We start from the raw sequence: 21784 nt of genomic DNA, 5'->3' as shown, positions 1-21784 counted from the left end.
GGTGAAAGCGCGAACCACGTGATTCTAGCCTGCAGGATGTCGTTCATCGTACGGCCGGGAAGAACGTCGTCGTCCGGAGCCAAAACAGAAACACGAGGAAGACGACAGAGAGGCCGATGAACGACCAGTCACGTACTGATGTGTTGAGCGTCGCGAGACGAAGGCGACGACTGTCGGGGTTGCCGAGTGACTGCGAAAAACCGCGCGTTTCCATCGCCTCGACTGTCACGCGACTCCGTTTGGCGACGTCGAATATCAGCGGGTAGAACGCGCGAACCCCGATCTTCAGCAGGTGGAACCAATGACGCCAGCGAAGAAGGCCATCCGTCTCGGGACCGCTGCTTCGGAGCCGAATCGCGTGGACGATATCCCGGTATTCTTCGAGTAGAACCGGTAACATCCGGTATCCGTACGCGAGTGAGAACGTGAATCGGCGAGGAATCCCGAAGCTCAGTAACGCTTTGCTCAATCGCGAGGGACTCATCGTGGTGAAGACAGCGACGCTCGCGAGGGAGATGCTCGCCATCTTCAGATTATAGGGGACGAGCGCCGAGACGGCCCCGATTGCGTCTCCACCGGTAAGCCAGACGACCACCCCGAAAAACACGAGGTTCGAGACCATTCCAAACGTGAGCACGGCGAGCAAAACCCGATTCACGCGTGAGATGACGACTAGCGCACCCATAAACGCAAGAAGCGTCCCGAGGACGAGCGTATCGTAGAACATCCACGGGACCGACACGAACACGACATACCAGCCGAGGAGCACCCGTGGGTCGAGAGTGTTGAGAAACGCGTCGTCGTCGCTGTGGGCGATACGCATGAGCTCTACGCGAACACGGTCGATCGATAACCAGCGGCTGCTGGTGCTCATGAGTCTCCCCCAAGGCGCGTGGCGAGTTCTGTGATCGTCGTCGCGGGCGGGTCGATGCCGACCCGCCGACTGACTTCGACGGGTTGCGGCGGCCGAAGCGATGTCGACCGCTCAAGTGACGAGTCAGTCAGTACCGTATCTGGGGGTGCATCAGCGACGACGGACCCGCGGTCGAGGACAATCACGCGGTCCGCCCACGACGCGACGAACTGGAGGTCGTGTGTCGCGACGACGACGGACTCCACGCGGTCGTCGACCCGCCCGAGCATGCGCGTGACTTCTCTTCGGCTCTCCATGTCGAGACACCCAGTCGGCTCATCGAGCATGACGAGCGTGGGTTGCATCGCCAACCCGATTGCGAGCGATGCCCGCCGTTGCTGGCCGACCGACAGCAGTCGGCCGTCCTGGTCGCGAAGGTGACGGAGGTCGAGGTAGTCGAGAACCTCCTCGACGATGTCGAGGTCTTGGTGGTCGCGCTGACGGAGATAGTAGCTAATATCCGCCTCGATTGAATCCTCGATGAACATCTCTTCTGGCTGCTGGTGGATGTATACGACGTCGTCCGCTAGTGTTTCGGGAGACGTTTCGCGCGTGTCCTTACCGAGAACGTCGACACGCCCGTCGTCTGGGCGGATGAGACCCGTGATCAGTTTCATCAGTGTCGACTTACCGGAGCCGTTGGCTCCGACCAATGCGACGTTCTCCCCGCGATGAACCGACAGGCAGAGCTCATCGAGAACGGGTGTAGCGCTGCCGGGGTTCATCGTCTGATACCGGTAGGTCACGTCGTCGAGTTCGAGAATCGGACTGCCCGAACGAGACGGGCACTCGCCAGCAGCCCCCCCGTCCGGCGCTATCGGCTGGCGGGAGCCGAGCGCGTTGACGAACTCATCGACCGTAATCGGATATTCACGTCGGTCGGTCGCGCTGGTTCGAACGTCGAGGCGGCTGGCGAGTTCAGTCACTTGTGGCGGATGGATGTCACGCTCGCGAAGGTCATCGAGGCAGTTCAACGCCTCCAACGTCGGTTTGGACCAACGGAGGCGGCCGTCGTCGACGAGGGCGACTCGGTCGGCGTGCTCGGCGACGAACTCGGTGTCGTGTTCGATGACGACAACCGTGCGGCCGTCCTCGTTGAGGCGTTTGAGACGGTCGTAGACATCTGCTGCGTGCTGCGGGTCGAGCTGTGCCGCCGGTTCGTCGACGACAAGTACCTCCGGGTCGAGCGCCAGAACGCCAGCGATTGCCGCGAGGTGCTTCTGGCCGCCGCTCAACTCCCAGATGAACTGCTCCGCGAGGTGGGGGATATCCAGCAGATCGAGGGCGTGTTGGGCGCGCTCGTGATAGTCGGGAAAACCGTAGTTCAGCAGGCCGAACTCGACGTCGCGCCGAACGGTCGGCTGGACGAGTTGGTTCTCGAAATCCTGATAGACGTAGCCGACTCGCTCCGAGAGCGTGCCGACGTCGGCGGACTCCGTGTCGATTCCGTCGACGACGACGCGTCCGTCGCGCTCGCCCTCGAAGAAGTGGGGAATCACCCCGTTGAACGTCTTACAGAGGGTCGTCTTGCCGCTTCCATTCCCACCGAGAACGGCGAGAAACTCTCCTGACGCAACCGAGAGGTTCGCGCCGTCGAGAACGAACTCGTCGCTGCCGGGATAGCGAAACGAGTAGTCCTCGACGCGAATAAGTGGTGTGTCGGTCATGTGTATCCTCGGCTACTTTCGTGTCTGCGACTGCTGTCTCGTCGGTGCGGTGCTATTGCGTCCCCACGCGACGACCAGGAGAAAGAGAATGAACGCGAGAATCAGCGAGATGAAGATACCGGCACCGCCGTCCTCGACGGTCAATCCCACGAGTGCGCCGATGTTCAAGAGCGACTCCGTCTCCATCATGGGGAGACCGAGGAAGAAGCCCGCGGTGGCGAAGAAGAACGCCAGTATTGACGCACCGATGAGGGCCGCAACGTGCATAATTCCGATTTCGGAGAGCATGCTCGCGTCGGACTGGGGTCGCGGATTGATACCGAGCAGCGGCTCGACTTTCCCGTATAACGAGGGCACGAGATACATCGTCGGAATGGCTCCGAACACGAGACCGGTAATGATGGCCTCGGGGATCATGTCGAGGACTTCGATGACAAAGACGCTCTGTGGGAGTCCAGCAACGGCTTCGAACTCTTCTGCCCCCACCCAGATGACTCCCATGTCGAGGAGTGTCGCTGGAATCTGGGACCCGATCTTCGCGAAGGCGGCGGCCAAGAACACTTGTCGGGGATTCGTCAAGTCGTGCACCATCTGTGCGGCGACGTACACGAAGGTGGTGACGAGTACGACCTCGCTGAATTCGCCGAGGCCACCGAACTCGCCGAGGAGGAATTCGGTGAAGACTATTTCACCGAGCGGGACGGCTATCGCAGCTTCGATGTAGGGAAACAGGAAGACTAACGCGAGAGGTAGGAAGATGAAACTCGAAATTCCGAGTTCGATGGGTCCGAGAGTCGGTTCTGGGATGAGCTCCGCGATGGTGTTCTCGAGTCCAGAGAGAGTGAGAACGAGGATGAACACCATCATCCGCTTGTTCGACGATGCAGTCACGTTTGGTCTTAGTGCGTTCATAATGCTCATGGGCTATGTCGGCAGCCGCGAGTTTCCAGACAACTATAATAGCGACTTATAATTGGATAACAGAGCGGACTACACTGTTCCTGAGCGGCACAGAGATATTATAAAAATATTGAATACTATATTAGACCAATAGTAACAGATTACTTTAGCAAACGGTGGCACAGTTCTATGCACGCTACCAGCGAGCAATCAGTCAGTGACCGCATTCTGCGGAGTCGCAGCGAAATCAGCGAACACCCCCCAGCCGGTGACTACGTCGTCGTCGACGTGACGCACTTCTCGACAACGGTGTCAGAGCTCCTCGGAAACGGTGCCGCCTACGTACATATCACGGACGAACGCGGCGACGAGTTCGAGTTTCAGGAGAGAGTTCCGGATACGCTCATCGGTGGCAGCAAGACCGAAGAGTACGACCCGGACCCGGGGTACGATTTCTTCAACTCACCGAGCTACGTACAGCGGCTCGACGTCGCCAGCCAACCGACTGCGATGACGTCGAAGAACGGGGGACGAGCGGTGACGACGCTCAAGAACCGTGGTGGCGACGATGTCGAGGTGTTCGTCGGTGGCTACACGAACGCGGAGGCCATCGCCGAATACCTCCAAGACCGCGACAGGCCCACGTTCATCGTCGCAGCGGGCTCGGGTGGGGAGATGACAACTGACGACATGCTGGGGGCGGTTCTCATCGACCGACACCTCAGAGACCAGCCGCTCAGCCACGCGGAACGCGCACATTTCGACGTACTTCTTCAAGCCGCGAAGGGACCAAGATACGAGGAGAAACACGAGATTCGCCAAGCGGATCTGCACGAATACGCCACGGCGATTAACTCCCGTGATGTCGTGCCGTGGCTTGAGGGGGACAAGCTCGTGCGAGCTCAAGACCGATGACTAAGCGGTTTGGCGCCTCGATGGACCTCCGGTTCGAACAGTCGTTCGAAACGTTCGTCGAATTCCTCACGGAACGGGGGCTGTCACACGTGGAGCTACGACAGGGCTATCTCGACACCCACCCAGACCCGCCGTCGCCCGCACGTGTTCGGAAGGTCGCAGCGGACCACGACGTCACGGTCTCTTACCACGCACCACATCGAGAGTGCAATCTCGCGAATCCGAACGAGACGCTGCGAAAAGCTGCGGTAACGGCCGTCAAAAAATCGCTCTCCGCAGCAGCGGCGGCCGACGCAGGCGCGGTTGTCGTTCACGGCGGGACGCTCCGCCCCTACTATCCGGAGCGCGTCCGTGAGGTCAGTCGGGATGCTGCGGTTCGGTCGCTCCGCGAGTGCACCCAGGTCGCTGCCGATGTCGGCGTTCCGCTCTGCGTGGAGAACCAGCGGGAAAAACCGGAAAAACACCGATTGACCGCGTACCCCGACCGATTTGCGTCCCTCATCGAGGATATCGCGGAAGCGGCACCGCGGCCGTCGGTCACGCTGGACGTTGGGCACGCAAAGGCGACCGGAGTCGATGTCAGCGCGTTTCTTGAGGTGCTCGGTGACGACGTCGTCGTCGCACACCTCCACGACAACGATGGCACCGACGACAGTCACGACCCACTGCCGGCGTATCGAGAGGTCGCTGACGGCCTCGGCGCCGAGTACCACGTCCTAGAGATGAAGTCGCTACGCGATATCGAGCGGTGTGTCTCTCCCCAGTAATCTATCGGCCAGCAGACCAGACGACAACCCCGACGTCGAGACGGTATGGTATCCTCGAAGACACTCTTCGAGACGGTTTTGACAGCCGACTGAATCACCTTCAGCGAATCATCTGGGAACGCCTCGGATGAAGTTTGCTTACGTCGCTCGCGCAATCGGGTGACGTTCCCGACAACGACCACGATGTCTCTCGACTCACGAACTTCCGCTCGTGATACTCGCGGGAACCCACCGCAACGCTTCGCGTTGCTCGCTGCTCAAACGGCTCGACCGGGCTTGAAAAACAAATCCGCTCTCCCCGATTTGAACGGGGGACAAGCCGATCTACAGTCGGCTGCTCTGCCAGGCTGAGCTAAGAGCGGTCACTGATTTCTATCCGGTCGACGGTTTTAACCATTATCATTCTCCGCGCCCTGTCTGCTCCGTGTCAGACACGTGCGAACATTAATATACTGGCAAAATCATTCCCGCATAGATGAGTAAAATCACGTTCCGCGCCGACGATGCCCTCGTCGAGCGACTGGACCACCTCGATACGTCCAAAAGCGAGGTGATGCGCGAGGCACTCCGTCAGTATCTCGACGAGTTGGAACGTGACGACGCAGCGTCTGACGAACCGACGGACAAAGACAGTGATAGCGGACTCGATGGCGCACTCTCCACTTGCGTCGAGGAGCTTGTCGACGCTCGATTGAACGAGCGACTCCCGACGCTCGTTGACGATGCCATCTCCGCCCGCGCACCAGACCGTCAGAACCCGTCCGAACTAAACGTCAACATCAACGTCGACGGCGCAAACGGCGAATCCGGCGTAAACACGTCACTCGACCAAGAAACGGCAGCGAATACAAAACGTAAGACATCCGATAACGTTGAAGCTACTGACCCGAGCGAGCAATCCTCGAACTGTAGTCAATGTGGTGAACTAGTAGGCAACGACCACGTCTACTGCCCGAACTGTGGCGAGAAGACCTCCCACCGAGTGTTCTGTGAATGCGGTGACGAATTACGCTCGGACTGGGGATTTTGCCCCGACTGCGGCCGTCGGACACCTGCAGCCGATGTTCTCGAACAGGGATAACACCGATTAAAGTCCGCTATACGTGACATTCGGCCTCTGTCTTACAATTGCCGTTACATTTATATCCTATCCCTCTGTGGTGATTATCGCGTAAGACGGTTGTCTTACAGCCACCCAACGGTGGCCCGGAACACGGTGCTGTCCGTTGGTTTCGGGGCGTAAGACACTCGCACTCGCGTGCGGCGCACCGTCTTACCGGGGGAATGTAAAATATGGAGCGTGTGACACTACGAATTCCGAAGCAGCAAATCGAGGAGGTCGAGCGAATGGTCGAAACGGGAGAATTCCCGAACCGGTCAGAAGCCATTCGGTCCGCCGTTCGCGATATGCTCAATGAACAGACAAGCGACAAGCGACAACACGAATCTACCAGCAAGCGCGGCTGGGCAAAGGTGTAACAATGCAGGATATCGTTCGCGAGGCGATGGAACGTGACGAAGCCGAACGTAAGACGCAGTCGCTCGACGACAGCGACGACCAGTTCGGCGACCCACGTATCGTCATCGTTGGCTGTGGTGGTGCCGGGAACAACACTATCAACCGCCTGTACAACATCGGTGTCGAAGGTGCCGATACGGTCGCCATCAACACCGACAAGCAACACCTGAAGATGATCGAAGCGGACACCAAAATCCTCGTTGGGAAGTCCCTGACGCAGGGTCTCGGTGCCGGTGGCGACCCCTCGATGGGTGAGCGTGCCACTGAGATGGCACAGGGAACTATCAAGGACGTCCTTGGCGACGCCGACCTCGTGTTCGTCACCGCAGGGATGGGTGGTGGCACCGGTACTGGTGCAGCACCTGTCGTTGCCAAGATCGCCAAAGAGCAAGGCGCAATCGTCGTCGGTATGGTTTCGACCCCGTTCAACGTCGAGCGCGCCCGAACGGTCAAGGCCGAAGAAGGACTCGAGAACCTCCGTAACGAGGCCGACTCCATCATCGTCCTGGACAACAACCGCCTCCTCGACTACGTCCCGAACCTGCCTATCGGCAAGGCGTTCTCGGTCATGGACCAGATTATCGCCGAAACCGTCAAGGGCATCTCGGAGACGATTACCCAACCGTCGCTCATCAACCTCGACTACGCTGACATGTCGACGATTATGAATCAGGGCGGCGTCGCGGTGATGCTCGTCGGAGAGACACAAGACAAAAACAAGACCCAAGAAGTGGTCAACGACGCGATGAACCACCCACTTCTCGACGTTGACTACCGTGGTGCATCCGGTGGTCTCGTCCACATTACGGGCGGCCCCGACCTCACCTTGAAGGAGGCCGAGGGAATCGCGAGCAACATCACCGAACGGCTGGAAGCCGCCGCGAACGTCATCTGGGGCGCTCGCATTCAGGACGAGTACAAAGGGAAAGTCCGCGTCATGGCCATCATGACTGGCGTCCAGTCGGCGCAGGTTCTCGGCCCGACGACGCAGAAACAGGCCGACAAGTCTCGTCAGAGTATCCAGTCTCAGTCCCACGAGACACAACAGCAGCAACAATACCAAGACTCGGAATTCGATAGCTCGAACCGTGTCGAGACGCCGCAGAGCGGTACCTGGTCCGACGGTGGCCGCGACGAAGTCGAGAAGAACAACGGTCTCGACGTTATCCGGTAACTGGTCCTCGGCGAAACTACGGCACCGATTTTCTCTTATTTCTTAGAGACGCAACGTGGGAGCAGCGCAGACGCGACTACGGCGGCGTCTCCGACCGCCCCGGCACACCGCGGCCGTGGTAGAAATCACCACCCCAATGGCTAATCCAGATCTCCTGATTCGATAGATAGAGTGCGTCGGCCGTGGTGAATCCGTCATCGACGACAGACCACGCGTCCGACTCGGTGTCGTACTCGACGGCGTCGTTATAGACGGCTGCCTGCCCGAACTCGTCACCGGCGGCCGGTGGGAGTGGAAGGGTATGTTCGGCATTCGTATCGCGTGACTGCGGTCGCTCCGCACGCTGGAGGCGGCCCCGGTTGAACGTCTGGTTGAAGTAGCGCGCGTACGTTTCCTGTACGTCCACGTCGAGGAGCACGTCAGCGGCGTTTAGCCCGCCGGTCGTGTCACCCGCGTCACGGGAGGTGATGTGATACGTCGTCGCGTCCGGCGAACTGGCGAACGTTCCGGCGTCATCGTCCCACAGTTCGTCGAGAAGATACCCGACAACCGGAGTGGCGAGTTCCCGAGTGTTAACTCCCGAAAGCTGGTCGGCCCAGAGGAGACCCTGTGCGACGACACCCTGTGTGGCGGCGTCGTTCTCGGCCCCGTTCTCGATGCGGCCGTTCCCGGCGTGGTTGTCTTCGATGGCCGATACAAGCGAGTTTGCGTACTCGACGGCAGACTGCTGCATTTCGTCTGACCCTGCCTGCGTCCCGTACCAGCCGACGCCGCCGAGCATCACGCCGATGTCACGTGTCGTCCCCGCCGAAAGAATCGTCTCGGAGTCGAACGCCTGCATCGTCGCTTTCGCCATCCCGTCGGTGAGCGCCTGAATCTTCTTCGCGGGGATGAGTGGTTCGGGATTCACGTACCCGAACCAACCGTTCTGTGCGAGACTGTTGAGGTTCGAGAGATACCACAACATTGCCGCGTGTTGGTTCGGACGCGACTCAGCATCGACGACTTCGCCGGTCCCCGGACTAAACCCCGAGACGAGCGGGAAGCTCCCGTCGTCCTGGGTCAACGCGCCGTTCCCTTTCGGCCCACCCGCGATGAGCGTCGCCTTGACGCCGATTTGTGCCAGTGTCGTGAGCATCTGCGCGCGGAACTTCGCCGCAATCTTCGGCGGGAGCGTCTCGAAGTGCGTCTCGAAGTTCTTCGCCCACGTGACGCCCTTCAGATGGGTCCACGCCACCGACGCTGGGCTGACGACCTTCGAAGACTTCGAGAGGTCCCACGTGAGCGTCGAGGCGTCGGGTCGTCCGTCTTCACCCTGTAAGACGGGCTTCTGCGTGAAGTGTGGGTCGCCCGTCGTGAACGGAGCCATGTTCAGATTCGGCTTTTTCACCGGCGGTTTGTCCGCGTCGGCGTGTTTCAGCATCGCCGGGACTCGCTTGTCGAACGCCTGCTGTTGCTCCTCGTTGTGCGGGAACAACACCCCGTTGCCGCTCATGGCGATGTTGGTGCTCATGTTGTACAGCGAGTACCAGTACGAGTCCCACGTCGCGTCGGTCCACGAATAGCCCGCGGCCGCCTCGCCGCTACCTCCGTCGATACCCGCCGCGTTCAATTGCATCGAGAGGTGTTCGGCCGCCGCGCCCGAGAGGTCCGAAGCGGGGTCTGTCGTCCCCGGACCACCCTGTGGTGCATCGACAACGACCAGACCAACCATCCCCAGTCCCACGTGTGGCGTGCAGTAATAGTTGTGGACGCCCGGCGTCTCGAAGGTGTGTTCGAACGTCTTTCCCGCTTCGAGCGTCCCCGAGTCGAACGCCGCCGCACCCTCGGGAACGCGGTGCGGCTTGTCGTTGTCCTCGTGGTAGGCCGTCACCGAGTGGGCCATCCCTTCGATGCTCCACGAGACGGTGGTCCCTGACTCCACCCAGACGACGGCGGGCGTGAAGACGAACTGGCCCGCCCCTTGGTCGGCGTCGAGCGTTGCCGCCCGAACTGACACTTCCGACTGCAAATTGTTTGGACCGCCGAGTACGTCCGCGCCCGGTGGTTGGTCGCCATCCGTCGATGGTGTCGGTGTAGCCGTTGCCGTCTCTTCTGTCGTCGTTTCCGCGCCCTCACCTTCGCTGGCCGCACAGCCAGCAAATGATGCCGTGAGACCGACTCCGGCGAGTCTGAGAAACTGTCTCCGTCGCTGTTGCATTGTCGTTCTATGGATGTGCGATGGGAATCATAACCCCGCGGCGGCGATGCGTGGTACCCGCACGGGTAGCGCGACCACACGACCCCGATAGATACCTAACCGTTGCTTACAGTCACCAGAGCGAAAACGAAGGGAAAAGCACGAGAACCGCATCGAGTCGAGCGGTTCGAGACGGTAGAGGCGTCTCGTCATTCGGAAAATCGCTGCGTTCCGTATGACTCCGAGACAGCCGGTCTGTTCCGCCTGTCGGCGGTCGTCAGACGGCCTCTATCGACTCGATGAGACGGCACTTCCGGCACACGTCGCCGGCGGTCTTCGACCCGCAGCGTTCGCAGTCGTTGAGGTCGACTCGGCCTTCCCCGCGGTACTCTCGGGCGGTCATCTCGGCCAACTCCTCGTAGCCCGCCATGATGGAGTGCCGCGTTCCGGGGTGGTTCTCTTCGAGTTTCAACAGGAGTTGCTGAATCTCGCCGCGGTACGCCTCCGAGGAGTGCGGGCACTCGGTGATGTGCGCGGGGAGGTCCTTCAGGTGTGCGTAGAGTGCGATTTCTTTTTCGGGAACGTCGCGGAGCGGCTTTGCTCGCGGGATGAACTCGCCTGCGTCGCGGCGCTTCTCGAAGTCGCCGATACTGGCGTCGTAATGCTTTGCGACCTGTTTGAGGTCACCTTCGAAGAAGTTCATGAGCGCCGTCTGGGCCTCGTCGTCGAGGTTATGCCCGGTCAAGAGCTTGTCCGCGCCGAGTTCGTCGGCAAAGCGCTCTAAGAGGTCGCGCCGGAAGACGCCACAGTAGGCACACGCGGCCATGTTCTCGGGGTCTTTCTCCACCACGTCGTCCATCTGGACGCCGAACTCGTCTTCGTACGTGACCAGTTCGTGGTGGATATCGAGGTCCGCAGCGAGTTCGACGCAAGCGTCGACGGACTTGTCGCGGTAGCCTTCGATTCCCTCGTGGATGGTCAACGCGACGAGTTCGATTCGCGGGTCGCGGCCGAAGGTGTCGTCGAGAATCTGCGTGAGAACGACGCTGTCTTTCCCGCCGGAGAGTCCGATGACCCACGTCTGGGGATTGTCTGGCGTCGCGTCTCGGGGAAGCATGTTGTCCTCGCGGATGCGGCGTCGCACGCGTTTCTCGACCGAGGCACAGAAGTGGTCTTCGCAGAGATGTGCCCCGGAATAGGCCGCGTGCATGACCGCGTCGCGACTGCACTTGTCGCACTCCATTGCCGGTCGCTTGCTTGGCAGGAGGGATACGGGTTTCGCCTCGGAGCGGACGTATCTAATGTGTCGTGACCGACGCGAAACCGGTTTGCCTCTCCGCCCCTCAGAAACAGGCGATGGAGCGAGACGCCGCCCTCGACCGCGTCGAAGAAATTGTCGATGCCGTGGAATCCGAGACGCTTCCCGTCCCGATTCGGGAGGTGTGGGTCTACGGCGACGTCGCCCTCGGCCTCGACCCGCTCGACCGACTCGACGTGTACGTGACGAAAGACATCCTCCTTCGGGGCGACCCGGACGCAGCCGAGGAGTTCGAGCAGTCGCACGGTGTGAAAGGCGTCGGCAAGAGCGTCCGCGCCGAGTGGGCACGCGAACATCCCAACTTGCTTCGCGCGAACGCGAACGGCTACGCCGCTCCCGAGAAATGCCTCGCCGCCCACCTGCTTCCGGACGACGACGAACCCGTCCACCTCGAAGTCTGCAACGCCTCCTTCGAGGACAACGTCACCCAGCGGCTGAAAGGCGCGGTCACCCGCGAGGCGTACGAGCAGATTCTCGACCCGCGGGGCGTCTGTCTCTACGCCGACGGCCAGCGCTCGCCGGACGCGATGGAGAAACTCCGACAGAGCGAGTTCGCCTTCCCGACGCTCAGCGGCGCGCTGGAGATGCTCGGATTGGAGGGCGACGAGGCCGACACGGCCGTCGATGCGATGCGTGCCTACCGGGCCGAACAGACCGGAACGTCGGTCCGCGGCGACGTCGTCTAGTAGTCATCAACTCGTTGTCGGCGACGGCGACTCGGTCGGAACCGTCTACTGGCGTTTTCAGGAGCATAGCGGGAGGTAGATTTGAACCTCGGTCGCTAACGCTCGCTGGTTCAAATCTCCTGAGCTATGTGACCGACCTCGATGGGTCGCGCCGAGACGAGCCTCGGCGCTCAGGAGTTGAGGTCGGCAAAATCATAGCGGGAGGTAGATTTGAACTACCGATCTCCGGGTTATGAGCCCGGCGGAATCTCCTGGCTATCCCATCCCGCTACTACACCAGAATCGACTGACGCGGGTAAGGCTTCTGATTACGGCCCGTCGTTTCGGTACGCTTCGTCGCGAGCTTTTCGTTCCGCTTCCTCTCGACTCATCCGAGGCAGGTCGCGCGTCTCGCGTTGGATAGCGTGATAGAGAACGAACATCCCGCCGACGCTCAACAAGAGAACGAAGATAAATACGACACCAATTGCCATATCGTCAGTTACTGGTTCGGGAGCGGTAATCGTTTCGTAAATGACAATTGGAGTGGATTTTTATCCTGTGGGTACCCACAATCTACCATGAGCCCTCCACCAGACAGCGACCGTGATGGCTGCCCAAAATGCGGTCACTCCGAGACTGAGATGGACTCCATCGCAACCACCGGGTCCGGTCTCTCGAAATTTTTCGACATTCAGAACCGCCAGTTCACCGTCGTCTCGTGTGCCAACTGCGGCTACTCGGAACTCTACAGCGGTCGGTCCAGCGGAAACTTCGTGGACCTCTTTTTGGGCTAAAGAGCGCGGCTTCCGCCGCGAACTGGCCTATTGAGACGGGACTAGCCAGTGACATCCGACATCCCCAGTCACGAGTGGATACTCTGACTCTCCCTCGTTCCGTCTCTGTCACTCGGTCTTCATCCACTTCTCTCCCCACTCGCGGATATCATCGAATGCGGGAAGCAGCTCTTCACCCTTCAGTGTGAGTGAGTAGTAGACCGCCACGGGACTCCCCTCCTCGACTTCTCGTTCGACGTACCCCATCTCCTGAAGGTCATCCAGCACGCGCGAGAGCGTCTGTGAGTTCGCGTTCGTCGCTCGTTTGAGTTCGTTGAACCGGAGGTCTCCCTCGCGGAGGACGTGGATAACCGTCATCCGCCACCGTGAGCCGACCTCTTCGAGCGTCTTGATAACCGGGCAGTTCGAATATTTTTCTTCGAGGTTCTGTTGCGGTGACATCAGCGTGACTTGGTCATCCCTACGTTCGCAAACCTATATCAAAATCACGCTCCAACACCTGGTGTGAAAATATGACCACTCACTCGCAAGCGGTTCGGCGACAGTGACGAATCCCGGCCGGTACACAGTCCCAACCAACGCACAGCCACACTACCCACACAGCCCCAACCAACAATGAACGTACTACTACTCGGTGCAAGCGGCCGAATCGGACGACGAATCGCAGCAGAACTACTCGACCGCGGCCACACGGTGACTGGCGTCTCTCGCAGCGGTGAGATAGACGGAATCGACGATACCAACTTCGAGGCTGTTTCCGGAGATGCGACTGACACAGACGCGGTGGCGGAACTCGCAGCAGACCACGACGCAGTCGCCTCTGCGCTCGGCCCTGCCCAAGGAGACGCTGAATCACTCTTGACGATGACGGACGCAGTCATCGAGGGGCTTCGAGCGGCGGATGTCGAGCGGCTCGTCTGGACGGGCGGCGCGGGTGGACTCCGCGTCGGACCGGACACGAGACTCATCGAGACCGATGGATTCCCGGACGAGTTGGTCCCGATTGCACAGGCACACATCGACGCACTCGAACGCATCCGTGCGGCAGACGACCTCGACTGGTCGTACATCGCGCCCGCAGCGAGTATCGAACCGGGCGAACGAACCGGCGAGTACCGGACTTCTGACGGGCAACTCGTCGTCGACGAAGACGATGAAAGCCACATCTCGATGGAGGACTTCGCAGTCGTGTTCGTAGATGAACTGGAGAACGACGCGGCGATTCGGACGCAACTCGGCGTCGGATACTAGCCCGCTCTCTTACGCACTCGGCTCTACTAACTCAGTAACTCACGTAGTCGGCTCTACTAACTCAGTAACTCACGTAGTCGGCTCTGCTAACTCAGTAACTCCCTAGCCGGCCCTACTAACTACGTACTCGCCCAGAAGAGATATCTCAGATTCACACTCGCCCGGTCGTCACGTCGAACGGGACGACTTCGGCCCGTCGGTACTCACCGTCGCGAATCTGTTGGACGACTTCGCGGCCCATCTGTCGCCACTCGCGCCGAACTGACTCGTACGAATCGTCACCGCTGAGACCCCGTCGAAGGTCCGCCTCGTGACGGTCGAGTCCTTCCCCGGTCGCTTTCTGTGCCGCGCTCCGAACGTCGTACTCGTCGTACGGCGGTTCGACTAGTTTTCGGTGGTGGTAGCGTCGGGTTCCGAGGACCGACAGCCCGGTGTCGGAAAACAGGTCCGTCACGCGCTCGCCGAGTGCCACGTCGGTCCGGACTCCGTCGAGGAAAGCATCCCTGACGCGGCGTTCGAGCGGAACTTCCGAATCGACCGTCGAGTCGACACCGACGGCGGCGTTGTCGGGTTCGACCGTGGCGACGAGGTCGGACGACACGCGGGCGAACTCCGACAGTGCGGCCGCCGGGTCGGGAAGGTTCACGAGAAGCGCCTGACAGACGACGAGGTCGAAACTGTCTTCGGCAAACGGGAGGCGCGTTGCATCGCCAGTGACGACCTCGATTCTCGGACGCTCGGCTGCAACCGAGAGCAAGTCAGTGTCGGCGTCAACGCCGACGACCTCGGCGGTGGATGACTCGGAGAGGACACGCGAAAACTCGCCTGTGCCACACCCAACGTCGAGAATGCGGTCGCGTCCGTCGAGGTCTAAATCGGTGAGGGCGGTGCGCGAGTCGTCCCACATCCCCTCCCGCGTCCGTTGGAGGTACGATTCCGAAAAGCGTCGCACACCCGGATTCGGGCATGGTGAGGCAAAAATCAGTCGGTGTGGTGAACGCAGAAGGGCACCAGTTAGTCGCTTCGTCGAGCACGGACAGCGGCAGCGGCCAGCGCAAACATCGCTGCCAAGAGACCGAATCCGGGAGCACTCGTCGAAGTCGAAGCCGTGACAGTACTCGTCTGCGATTGCTTGGGTGAGGGCCGTCCTGTCGTCGTTTCCGTGGACGTCGCTTTCGGGGATGCCGTTTCGCTGGTCGAAGCCTCGATAGCCACGACGACACCCGCGTGGTCCGACGGCCACCGGTCGCCACCCGAGGTTTCTATTCGAACGTCCTCGCTGTAGGCGAAGCGAGCGGGTTCGGACGCTTCGAGTCCGCGTACGAAGACGTGGTCGACCGTTCTAGTCAGTTCGCCACTGGTTAGGTCACCGCTCCAACAGCATGTCGGTCCAACGTCCGAAGTCACTGGTTCGAAAGCTGCTGCAATCCCTTCGTAGGGTTCGTCGCCCGGGGTCGCGTTCATATCACCAGCGAGGGCGAGTGGGCCGTCACGCGCCTCGGCCCAGTTGGTGAGTTCGGTCGCCTGTTCGGTTCGAACCGATTGGCTCGCTCGTTCGAGGTGTGTCGAAGCGAGGGTGAACGCTGACCCGTCAGAGATAGAAACCGTCACGGCGGCGAACCCACGCGAGATTTGAATCGACTCGTCGTCCTCGTCGCCGAGTGACACCTCGAGTGTGGATTCGAAGGTACCACCTTGAAGCTCGGTCGCTTCGATTCCCTCCCGAACGAGGATGGCGTCCCTGTCGTGGAGGCTGACAGTCGTCTGCTCTTCGTCGATGATTCCCGGGAGTGAGACAACTGTCGTCTCGGATACCGCGGCGACGCGGTAGTCGCTATTACCGTCATTGAGTGCTGCCGTCAGTTCGTCGAGGAAATCGACGGTGCCCTCGTCGGCGGCGGAGACCAACGCGGCCTCTTGGAGTGCGATGACGTCAGCCTCGACAGCGACGAGTTCCTCCGCCAGAACAGCCATCCGTCGGGAGACGTTGCTCGCTTCGACGGACTCGTATAGATTGCCGACGACGTGACGTCGCTCCGTTTCGTCGTCCGTAGATAGAAATGGCGCGAGACTCACGCCGAGACCGAGGTTCAGCGTGGCAACTCGCGCGTTCACCGACGACTCAGCACGCGCTGTACCAGCGACGGCGGCGGTCAGGGGAACTGCCGCAGCACGACGGAGGACGGTACGTCGAGTCCAGCGAGAGTGAGTGTCGTGGACTTGGGACATTCAGATGACAGTTAGAAAGCGCCCCCGATAACCGTTGTTCGATATATTAGTTATCTATTAATTCTTGTCGGCGCGGAACTCGCGGACGCGCTCGATGTTCCACTCGTAGCTCTTGCCGTTTTCCGTCGGCGTCTCCAGCACGAGCGGGACGTCGTTGTCGACGATGGCATCGTGGTTGATGAACGCGCGCATTCCCTCCTCGCCGATGAGACCCTTGCCGATATGGGCATGTTCGTCCTTGTTGGTGCCGCACTCGTGTTTCGAGTCGTTCAGGTGGACGCACTTGAGGTGCTCCAGTCCGACTTCGGCGTCGAGTTCTTCGAACGTCTCGGCGACACCCTCGGCCGTCGAAAGGTCGTAGCCCGCGGCAAATGCGTGGGCAGTGTCGAGGCAAATATCCAGGTCCTGTTCGGACTCTCCGAGGACGTATCCGAGGTGGGCGAAGTCGCCACCCATCTTCGTGCCCGACCCGGCGTCGGACTCGATGAGGATGGTGACACTGTCAGGGACGTCGATTTCGTCGAGAACGGAGACGGCGTTTTCGAGGCCCTGCTGTTCACCCGCGCCGGTGTGGGCACCGAGGTGGACGTTCACGTAGGGAATGTCGAGTTTGGCCGCGGCGTCGACTTCCTTCTGCATGGAGTCGAGTGATTTCTCGCGCAGGCCGTCTTTCGGCGTACAGAGGTTGACGAGGTACGACGTGTGGATGACCCACGGACCCGCAAGCGACTCAACTGTTCCCTCGCGGAAGGCGTCGGACTCCTCGTCGCCGATGTTGGGGTCCTGCCACACCTGTGGAGAGTGGGTGAATATCTGACCGCAGTTCCCGCCGACGTCGACTTGGTTTCCGACCGCATTGTCGACGCCACCGGCGATAGAAACGTGTGCTCCAACTCGCATGCCGAACTCCACGCAGTACCCCAACAAAGGGACTTCGGAGTTGGCGGGGCGGCCGGAGTGGGCATTCGAACTGGCAGAGCGACCGGAACAACTGTTTTCTACTTCGAGTTCGGGGTTCGCCGGACCCACTCGTCTGCGCGGTACTTCTCTTCGACGCGAGCGCGCGCGCGTTCCAGTTCGTCATCGGTCCACGACCCCTCCTCGGCGTCGGCGAACTCGGCCAGTGAGTCGGTTACCGCCTCGACGAACGTCTCACGGGACACGTCCGCGAGTTCGTCGATACCGACGACGCGCTCGCGAAACTCGTCGGGGGAGACGCCGTGGCCGTCGTGCACGTCGAGATGCGTCTCGGCATCGACGGAGTACGTGAGCGACCCGTGCTGGACGACGGCATCTCGACGGCGATACTGAGCGTTCCCCGCGATTTTCCGACCCTCGGCGACCATGTCGTGGGCGGGGTGGAGCGCTCGGAGGTAGCACGCGGGGTGCCAGATGACCGGCATGTCGTCGTCGACGAAATCCACGTCGACGCCGACCGAGCGAATCGCATCCAAAATCGGCTCGCACAGGAGGTGATAGCAGTCCATGAGGTCGCCGGGGAGTTCGTCCTTCGGGGCGACGATGGAGTAGGCAATGTCGCCGTAGCGGTCGTGGTAGATGCCACCGCCGCCGGTCGGTCGGCGAGTCACGTCGATGCCCTCGCGCTCGCAGAACTCCCAGTCGACCGTCTCGGGGTCCTGTCCGTACCCGAGCGAGAGGCAACTGGGTTCCCACGAGTAGACGCGAACCGTCCGGGGACCGCCCGCGGCGGCCGTCTCACCCGCGATTTCGTCGAGTGCCATCTGCATTGGACCGGGCCGGATGTCCTCTCGAATCAACCGCCACTCGCGGTCGGCGAGTGCGCCCTCCGAGTCGTTCATACGCTGGATACACACAAGCGGGAAGAAAGCGATTTCGACGCTCGCCGAGAGGACTCCCCAACCGATAGCAAAACAGCAACTGCAACCACCTCGACCGAGCGATTCGATTATACCACGCCGCGGTGACATTCGTCTATGAAATTTCACCGCGTTGCCATCGCCGCGAAAGACCCGATCTCGCTGTGTAAGTTCTACGCCGAGACACTCGGATTCGCACCCGTTCCGGGGTCACAGCGCTCCGTGACCGCTGGCGAGACCACGCTCTGGTTCGAACTCGGCGATACGAACCCCGGTCACCTCGCCTTTACCGTCGATGCGGCTATCGAATCTGTGGTTTCGTGGCTCAACGACCACGACATCGACATCCTCGAAACGGACGAGGGCGAAAGCATCCGCTTCGACTTCATAGAGGCGGATTCAGTGTACTTCGAAGACCCAGAAGGCAACGTCATCGAGTACGTCTGCTACGACGGCCAATCGTCCGGCGAGTTCGACCCGGGAACGGACCTCCGCGGCGCGACGGAAGTCGGGATGACCGTCCCAGACGTGTCTTCGTTTATCGACGACTTGACCGCCGCCCTCGACATCGAACGCTGGGGTGAGTTTGGTGAGGACACCGTAGCGTTCGTCGGCGACAAAGCGGGGCGATTCGTCGTCGCGCCTGCCGGTCGGCCGTGGTATCCAACCGATAGAGAGGCCACCGTCGGCCCGGTGTCCGTGCAGTGCGACGCTGACGGGGCGTTTGACCCGGAAGGGTTGCCGTATCGCGTGAACGTCGACTGACGGGACTTCGAGCTACTGATTCGTGGTTTCGCGTCTATATGCCTCGATATCTTCGATATCCTCTTTGAGATACTCCGGTGCGTCGTCGTGGTCGCGAATCTCCTCGGGCGAAAGCCAGTGAGCAGCGGCCACCTCCTCAGGTGCGCGGGCGTGTGCCTCACCGCCCTCGTACTCGCACAGCGTGACGACGTTGATGCACTGCGTGCCGACGGCCTCGAAGGTCCGACTGAGGACGTACTCGACCGCGCCAACCTCGATGCCAACCTCTTCGTTCAGTTCGCGGCGCGCGGTCGCTTCGATTGGTGCGGTGTGACCCGGTGACTGTTCGACTTTCCCACCGGGAAACGCCAACACCCCGGCGGCGTGTTCTTCCTCTGGCGCGCGCTCGATGAGGAGGTACTTCCCGTCTCGGGCGACTGCCCCTTCGACGTTCACGACGTAGGCGTACTGGTCCATGCGGCCGAGTGGTGACCCCCGCCGAGATATTGGTTTCCATCGCAGACACTCGCGTGGTCTGGAGTCGAAACAGCCGCAGGGGCTTCCAGCAACATGTCGCGTAGGGTCTCGTTTGGATCAACTACCTGCTGCACCTCGATTCTGTATCGCTGTATTTGATTTATCGCGCGCCAATCCACTGACTCGCGGCTCTTTTACGCCTCGCTCACGGAGAGACCCTATGGTACGGAACGTCGCCGGCGTCATGGCCGAACTCGAACCCGAGGACTTCTATCTCCTCTCGGGCGTCGAGCAGGGCATGCGCTTCAGCGAGTGGGTCAACCGCGAGAAACTCCCGAAGAACTCGGGGCTGACCGCGGAAGAAGTCGACTACCGCATCGACCGCTGTATGACCCGCGAACTCGTCGAGCGCAAGACCATCCAGTACGAGGGGTACAAACTCACGGTCGAGGGCTACGACGCGCTCGCCCTCCGAACGTTCGCACAGCGAGACACCATCCAGGGGTTCGGCGCACCCCTCGGCGTCGGCAAGGAAAGCGACGTGTTCGAAGTTCAGTCGTTCAAGCCGCTTGCGCTGAAATTCCACCGCGAGGGCTACACGAACTTCCGCGAGGTCCGCCGCGAGCGCGACTACACCTCCGACAACCACCACGTCTCGTGGCTCTACACCGCCCGCAAGGCGGCCGAACGCGAGTACGAAGCGCTGGAAACCCTCTTCCCGAAGGTGTCGGTCCCCAGACCCGTGGACCACAACCGCCACGCCATCGTCATGTCGAAACTCGACGGCGTCGAACTCGGGAAGTCCCGACTCGAATCCGAACAGGTGACGGGCGTTCTCGGGTTGATTCTCGACGAGATGGCCTCGGCGTACGAAGCCGGGCTCGTCCACGCGGACATGTCGGAGTACAACGTCGCCGTCGGCGAGCAGGGAATCACCATCTTCGACTGGCCACAGGCGGTCCCGACCGACCACGACAACGCTCGTGAACTCCTCGCGCGCGACGTGGAGAACATCGTTGGCTACTTCCGACGCAAGTACCCCGCAGAGATGCCCGACGACGTGGATATCGACGCGCTGTCCGACGCTATCGCCCACAACGAGTTCGAACACGTGGGCGATTTTAGTGCCTGACGCCGGCTTTCCCACTTCTCGCAGTCTTCGGTTTGTTCTCGGTAGTTGCTACTGGATCACAGTCCTCCAGAGATAAACCAGATAGTACGATATAGAATTGGGATACAGACGTTCCAAGTTCGACGGTGGTCTTGATGTGTTATCTATTTCACACTATCGGTGCAATCACAGTTTCAATCGAGGTGAGTAGCTAGTCGGGGCTCAAAGACGTCTTTGAGTCTGGGATATCGCAAACATCCCCTCTCACTATCATCGAGTATGAAACGTAGAACGTTTCTGGCAACGGCTGGCCTCAGCTTGACAACCGCAGCAGCAGGATGCACCTCACAAGCAACTTCGAATGGGTCGTCCGAATCGGATACTGAAACAGCCACCTCAACGCCTGACGAACCGCAGACGGGGACAGACCAAATGCCAGAACGTACGCTCATCGAAACCGGAAATACCGTTGAACGAACCCTCGGGACTGGGTCGCTCGAAGAGCGTGACCTTCGGAGACCCCACTACGTCGCATTTTCGAATCCGACAGACGAGACGCATCAAGGAACAGTGACGATTCTACAGTCCGGCGAGACTGTTCTCGACGAATCGGTGGAACTCGAACCGAATGCGACTATCGCTGCTTCGCTCACGGATCTCGACACGTATACCGCTCGCATGGCAGTTCCTGCGCTGGATGCAACTGAAGGGGTCACCATCGACCCCGGCCAGTTCACCTGTAATATGACTAAAACGACAATTAGCATACAGGGTGACGGTACGCTCGACTCGGTGGGAATCTCGACGCGTATGGCATGCCCGGGCGTCGTCACCGAACACGTTGCTACCGATGAATCTGCCTCACACACACTCGGCGACGACCCAGTTCCCGCAGACACGGGGAAGGGCATCCACAGTCTCCTCCTCCGGAACCCTTCAGACGAGACGTGGACGACCCAATTGCTTGTCGAGAGAGACTCAACAACGCAATTCGATGGTATCTACACGGTCGAACCCAACGGAACGGTGCTTCTCACCCTCAGCGAGAGCGGGACATATTCCCTCTCGATGGGTGTTTTCGAAACAGAGACGGTTGTGACTGAACAGATTACTCCCGAAAACTTCGACTGTAACCAGTCCTCGACGCGGGCAGTCATCGACTCCGAAGGAGAACTTTCAGCAAGTACAGTCTCGACCCAAATGGGGTGTGAGGTAGATACGAATACAACGAACGAATCGTCTTCACAAAACTGAACCACTTGACGGCGTCTGTCGTCGTTTCGTCCACAGTCGCGGTCGTCGTATCGAGTCGGTCTATGT

The 21784-nt window shown here is 60.4% G+C and carries 23 protein-coding genes and 2 tRNA genes; 11 read left to right on the top strand and 14 right to left on the bottom strand.

Going from position 1 to position 21784, the window contains the following annotated elements; genetic code table 11:
* Window positions 1-43 precede the first annotated feature (43 nt).
* From HFX_RS02760 to HFX_RS02750, 3 genes are read right to left on the bottom strand one after another with little or no spacing between them, the layout of a single operon-like run.
* Entirely contained in the window at window positions 44-874 is an 831-nt protein-coding gene (locus HFX_RS02760; protein WP_004057729.1) for an energy-coupling factor transporter transmembrane component T family protein, read from the bottom strand.
* On the bottom strand, window positions 871-2580 hold the full coding sequence (locus tag HFX_RS02755; protein ID WP_004057731.1) for an ABC transporter ATP-binding protein: 1710 nt from the start codon (window positions 2578-2580) through the stop codon (window positions 871-873). The genes HFX_RS02760 and HFX_RS02755 overlap by 4 nt, the downstream gene beginning before the upstream one ends.
* Window positions 2581-2592: 12 nt before the next feature.
* The gene (locus HFX_RS02750; protein ID WP_137685657.1) at window positions 2593-3501 is read right to left on the bottom strand and encodes a hypothetical protein; all 909 of its coding nucleotides are present in this window, start codon (window positions 3499-3501) and stop codon (window positions 2593-2595) included.
* Window positions 3502-3669: 168 nt separating this feature from the next.
* On the opposite strand from HFX_RS02750, the gene HFX_RS02745 reads away from it, so the two are divergent.
* Window positions 3670-4395: a 2-phosphosulfolactate phosphatase gene (locus HFX_RS02745; RefSeq protein WP_004057736.1), complete on the top strand. Its 726-nt coding sequence runs from the start codon at window positions 3670-3672 to the stop codon at window positions 4393-4395.
* 20 nt (window positions 4396-4415) lie between these two features.
* Window positions 4416-5162 carry a sugar phosphate isomerase/epimerase family protein gene (locus HFX_RS02740; RefSeq protein WP_004057738.1) on the top strand — a complete coding sequence of 249 codons (747 nt, stop codon included), beginning with the start codon at window positions 4416-4418 and terminating at the stop codon, window positions 5160-5162.
* A 288-nt stretch (window positions 5163-5450) separates the two neighbouring features.
* Here HFX_RS02740 and HFX_RS02735 read toward each other — a convergent pair.
* Window positions 5451-5524 (bottom strand) — tRNA-Tyr (locus tag HFX_RS02735).
* A gap of 113 nt (window positions 5525-5637) precedes the next feature.
* On the opposite strand from HFX_RS02735, the gene HFX_RS02730 reads away from it, so the two are divergent.
* The 3 genes from HFX_RS02730 (at window position 5638) to ftsZ (ending at window position 7855) form a co-directional block, all read left to right on the top strand.
* Complete coding sequence (locus HFX_RS02730) at window positions 5638-6243, top strand: ribbon-helix-helix protein, CopG family (protein WP_004057740.1); 606 nt, start codon at window positions 5638-5640, stop codon at window positions 6241-6243.
* Between the two features lie 212 nt (window positions 6244-6455).
* Window positions 6456-6641, top strand: a complete 186-nt coding sequence (locus HFX_RS02725; protein WP_004057742.1) for a ribbon-helix-helix domain-containing protein — start codon at window positions 6456-6458, stop codon at window positions 6639-6641.
* A 2-nt stretch (window positions 6642-6643) separates the two neighbouring features.
* Window positions 6644-7855 carry a cell division protein FtsZ gene (ftsZ, locus tag HFX_RS02720; protein WP_004057744.1) on the top strand — a complete coding sequence of 404 codons (1212 nt, stop codon included), beginning with the start codon at window positions 6644-6646 and terminating at the stop codon, window positions 7853-7855.
* Between the two features lie 76 nt (window positions 7856-7931).
* Here the strand turns inward: ftsZ and HFX_RS02715 are convergent, their stop codons facing one another.
* Together HFX_RS02715 and ncsA are read right to left on the bottom strand one after the other, a co-directional pair.
* Window positions 7932-10055: a plastocyanin/azurin family copper-binding protein gene (locus HFX_RS02715; protein ID WP_004057746.1), complete on the bottom strand. Its 2124-nt coding sequence runs from the start codon at window positions 10053-10055 to the stop codon at window positions 7932-7934.
* Between the two features lie 256 nt (window positions 10056-10311).
* Window positions 10312-11277, bottom strand: coding sequence for a tRNA 2-thiolation protein NcsA (gene ncsA, locus HFX_RS02710; protein ID WP_004057752.1), 966 nt, complete (start codon window positions 11275-11277; stop codon window positions 10312-10314).
* Between the two features lie 113 nt (window positions 11278-11390).
* Between ncsA and HFX_RS02705 the strand changes: the two genes are divergently transcribed.
* The gene (locus HFX_RS02705) at window positions 11391-12038 is read left to right on the top strand and encodes a DUF7095 family protein (RefSeq protein ID WP_004057754.1); all 648 of its coding nucleotides are present in this window, start codon (window positions 11391-11393) and stop codon (window positions 12036-12038) included.
* A 195-nt stretch (window positions 12039-12233) separates the two neighbouring features.
* Here the strand turns inward: HFX_RS02705 and HFX_RS02700 are convergent.
* A tRNA-Met gene (locus HFX_RS02700) sits at window positions 12234-12308 on the bottom strand.
* Window positions 12309-12346: 38 nt separating this feature from the next.
* The gene (locus tag HFX_RS19940; protein ID WP_004057756.1) at window positions 12347-12511 is read right to left on the bottom strand and encodes a hypothetical protein; all 165 of its coding nucleotides are present in this window, start codon (window positions 12509-12511) and stop codon (window positions 12347-12349) included.
* A gap of 87 nt (window positions 12512-12598) precedes the next feature.
* Here HFX_RS19940 and HFX_RS02695 point away from each other — a divergent pair, with 87 nt between their 5' ends.
* Window positions 12599-12814, top strand: a complete 216-nt coding sequence (locus HFX_RS02695; protein WP_049917438.1) for a zinc ribbon domain-containing protein — start codon at window positions 12599-12601, stop codon at window positions 12812-12814.
* A gap of 108 nt (window positions 12815-12922) precedes the next feature.
* On the opposite strand, the gene HFX_RS02690 is transcribed toward HFX_RS02695, so the two are convergent.
* Window positions 12923-13255: a winged helix-turn-helix transcriptional regulator gene (locus HFX_RS02690; protein WP_004057760.1), complete on the bottom strand. Its 333-nt coding sequence runs from the start codon at window positions 13253-13255 to the stop codon at window positions 12923-12925.
* 174 nt (window positions 13256-13429) lie between these two features.
* Between HFX_RS02690 and HFX_RS02685 the strand changes: the two genes are divergently transcribed.
* Entirely contained in the window at window positions 13430-14065 is a 636-nt protein-coding gene (locus HFX_RS02685; RefSeq protein WP_004057761.1) for an NAD(P)-dependent oxidoreductase, read from the top strand.
* A 151-nt stretch (window positions 14066-14216) separates the two neighbouring features.
* On the opposite strand, the gene HFX_RS02680 is transcribed toward HFX_RS02685, so the two are convergent.
* The 4 genes from HFX_RS02680 to HFX_RS02665 form a co-directional block, all read right to left on the bottom strand.
* The gene (locus HFX_RS02680; protein ID WP_004057763.1) at window positions 14217-14972 is read right to left on the bottom strand and encodes a class I SAM-dependent methyltransferase; all 756 of its coding nucleotides are present in this window, start codon (window positions 14970-14972) and stop codon (window positions 14217-14219) included.
* Between the two features lie 107 nt (window positions 14973-15079).
* Window positions 15080-16294: an endonuclease/exonuclease/phosphatase family protein gene (locus HFX_RS02675; protein ID WP_004057765.1), complete on the bottom strand. Its 1215-nt coding sequence runs from the start codon at window positions 16292-16294 to the stop codon at window positions 15080-15082.
* A 57-nt stretch (window positions 16295-16351) separates the two neighbouring features.
* Window positions 16352-17194 carry a deoxyribonuclease IV gene (locus HFX_RS02670; RefSeq protein ID WP_004057767.1) on the bottom strand — a complete coding sequence of 281 codons (843 nt, stop codon included), beginning with the start codon at window positions 17192-17194 and terminating at the stop codon, window positions 16352-16354.
* A 98-nt stretch (window positions 17195-17292) separates the two neighbouring features.
* Window positions 17293-18114 (bottom strand): lipoate--protein ligase family protein, encoded by an 822-nt coding sequence (locus HFX_RS02665; RefSeq protein ID WP_004057769.1) that lies wholly within the window; start codon window positions 18112-18114, stop codon window positions 17293-17295.
* A 135-nt stretch (window positions 18115-18249) separates the two neighbouring features.
* On the opposite strand from HFX_RS02665, the gene HFX_RS02660 reads away from it, so the two are divergent.
* Window positions 18250-18897, top strand: coding sequence for a VOC family protein (locus HFX_RS02660; RefSeq protein WP_004057770.1), 648 nt, complete (start codon window positions 18250-18252; stop codon window positions 18895-18897).
* 12 nt (window positions 18898-18909) lie between these two features.
* Here HFX_RS02660 and HFX_RS02655 read toward each other — a convergent pair whose 3' ends face one another.
* Entirely contained in the window at window positions 18910-19353 is a 444-nt protein-coding gene (locus HFX_RS02655; protein WP_004057772.1) for an NUDIX domain-containing protein, read from the bottom strand.
* 220 nt (window positions 19354-19573) lie between these two features.
* Between HFX_RS02655 and HFX_RS02650 the strand changes: the two genes are divergently transcribed.
* Window positions 19574-20485, top strand: a complete 912-nt coding sequence (locus tag HFX_RS02650) for a serine/threonine-protein kinase RIO2 (protein WP_004057774.1) — start codon at window positions 19574-19576, stop codon at window positions 20483-20485.
* Window positions 20486-20743: 258 nt separating this feature from the next.
* A complete protein-coding gene (locus HFX_RS02645) occupies window positions 20744-21718 on the top strand; it encodes a hypothetical protein (RefSeq protein ID WP_179955354.1) in 975 nt (324 codons plus the stop codon).
* The last annotated feature ends 66 nt before the right edge of the window (window positions 21719-21784 follow it).

The sequence above is a fragment of the Haloferax mediterranei ATCC 33500 genome, assembly GCF_000306765.2.
Taxonomy (GTDB): Archaea; Halobacteriota; Halobacteria; order Halobacteriales; family Haloferacaceae; genus Haloferax; species Haloferax mediterranei.
Note: the sequence above shows the minus strand (reverse complement) of the source record. Positions and strands in the feature narration are given on the sequence as shown.

What these genes read in the sequence shown, in the direction of transcription:
- HFX_RS02760 (WP_004057729.1), bottom strand. Translation starts at nt 874, where the DNA reads ATGAGCACCAGCAGCCGCTGGTTATCGATCGACCGTGTTCGCGTAGAG.
- HFX_RS02755 (WP_004057731.1), bottom strand. Translation starts at nt 2,580, where the DNA reads ATGACCGACACACCACTTATTCGCGTCGAGGACTACTCGTTTCGCTAT.
- HFX_RS02750 (WP_137685657.1), bottom strand. Translation starts at nt 3,501, where the DNA reads ATGAGCATTATGAACGCACTAAGACCAAACGTGACTGCATCGTCGAAC.
- HFX_RS02745 (WP_004057736.1), top strand. Translation starts at nt 3,670, where the DNA reads ATGCACGCTACCAGCGAGCAATCAGTCAGTGACCGCATTCTGCGGAGT.
- HFX_RS02740 (WP_004057738.1), top strand. Translation starts at nt 4,416, where the DNA reads ATGGACCTCCGGTTCGAACAGTCGTTCGAAACGTTCGTCGAATTCCTC.
- HFX_RS02730 (WP_004057740.1), top strand. Translation starts at nt 5,638, where the DNA reads ATGAGTAAAATCACGTTCCGCGCCGACGATGCCCTCGTCGAGCGACTG.
- HFX_RS02725 (WP_004057742.1), top strand. Translation starts at nt 6,456, where the DNA reads ATGGAGCGTGTGACACTACGAATTCCGAAGCAGCAAATCGAGGAGGTC.
- ftsZ (WP_004057744.1), top strand. Translation starts at nt 6,644, where the DNA reads ATGCAGGATATCGTTCGCGAGGCGATGGAACGTGACGAAGCCGAACGT.
- HFX_RS02715 (WP_004057746.1), bottom strand. Translation starts at nt 10,055, where the DNA reads ATGCAACAGCGACGGAGACAGTTTCTCAGACTCGCCGGAGTCGGTCTC.
- ncsA (WP_004057752.1), bottom strand. Translation starts at nt 11,277, where the DNA reads ATGGAGTGCGACAAGTGCAGTCGCGACGCGGTCATGCACGCGGCCTAT.
- HFX_RS02705 (WP_004057754.1), top strand. Translation starts at nt 11,391, where the DNA reads ATGGAGCGAGACGCCGCCCTCGACCGCGTCGAAGAAATTGTCGATGCC.
- HFX_RS19940 (WP_004057756.1), bottom strand. Translation starts at nt 12,511, where the DNA reads ATGGCAATTGGTGTCGTATTTATCTTCGTTCTCTTGTTGAGCGTCGGC.
- HFX_RS02695 (WP_049917438.1), top strand. Translation starts at nt 12,599, where the DNA reads ATGAGCCCTCCACCAGACAGCGACCGTGATGGCTGCCCAAAATGCGGT.
- HFX_RS02690 (WP_004057760.1), bottom strand. Translation starts at nt 13,255, where the DNA reads ATGTCACCGCAACAGAACCTCGAAGAAAAATATTCGAACTGCCCGGTT.
- HFX_RS02685 (WP_004057761.1), top strand. Translation starts at nt 13,430, where the DNA reads ATGAACGTACTACTACTCGGTGCAAGCGGCCGAATCGGACGACGAATC.
- HFX_RS02680 (WP_004057763.1), bottom strand. Translation starts at nt 14,972, where the DNA reads ATGTGGGACGACTCGCGCACCGCCCTCACCGATTTAGACCTCGACGGA.
- HFX_RS02675 (WP_004057765.1), bottom strand. Translation starts at nt 16,294, where the DNA reads ATGTCCCAAGTCCACGACACTCACTCTCGCTGGACTCGACGTACCGTC.
- HFX_RS02670 (WP_004057767.1), bottom strand. Translation starts at nt 17,194, where the DNA reads ATGCGAGTTGGAGCACACGTTTCTATCGCCGGTGGCGTCGACAATGCG.
- HFX_RS02665 (WP_004057769.1), bottom strand. Translation starts at nt 18,114, where the DNA reads ATGAACGACTCGGAGGGCGCACTCGCCGACCGCGAGTGGCGGTTGATT.
- HFX_RS02660 (WP_004057770.1), top strand. Translation starts at nt 18,250, where the DNA reads ATGAAATTTCACCGCGTTGCCATCGCCGCGAAAGACCCGATCTCGCTG.
- HFX_RS02655 (WP_004057772.1), bottom strand. Translation starts at nt 19,353, where the DNA reads ATGGACCAGTACGCCTACGTCGTGAACGTCGAAGGGGCAGTCGCCCGA.
- HFX_RS02650 (WP_004057774.1), top strand. Translation starts at nt 19,574, where the DNA reads ATGGTACGGAACGTCGCCGGCGTCATGGCCGAACTCGAACCCGAGGAC.
- HFX_RS02645 (WP_179955354.1), top strand. Translation starts at nt 20,744, where the DNA reads ATGAAACGTAGAACGTTTCTGGCAACGGCTGGCCTCAGCTTGACAACC.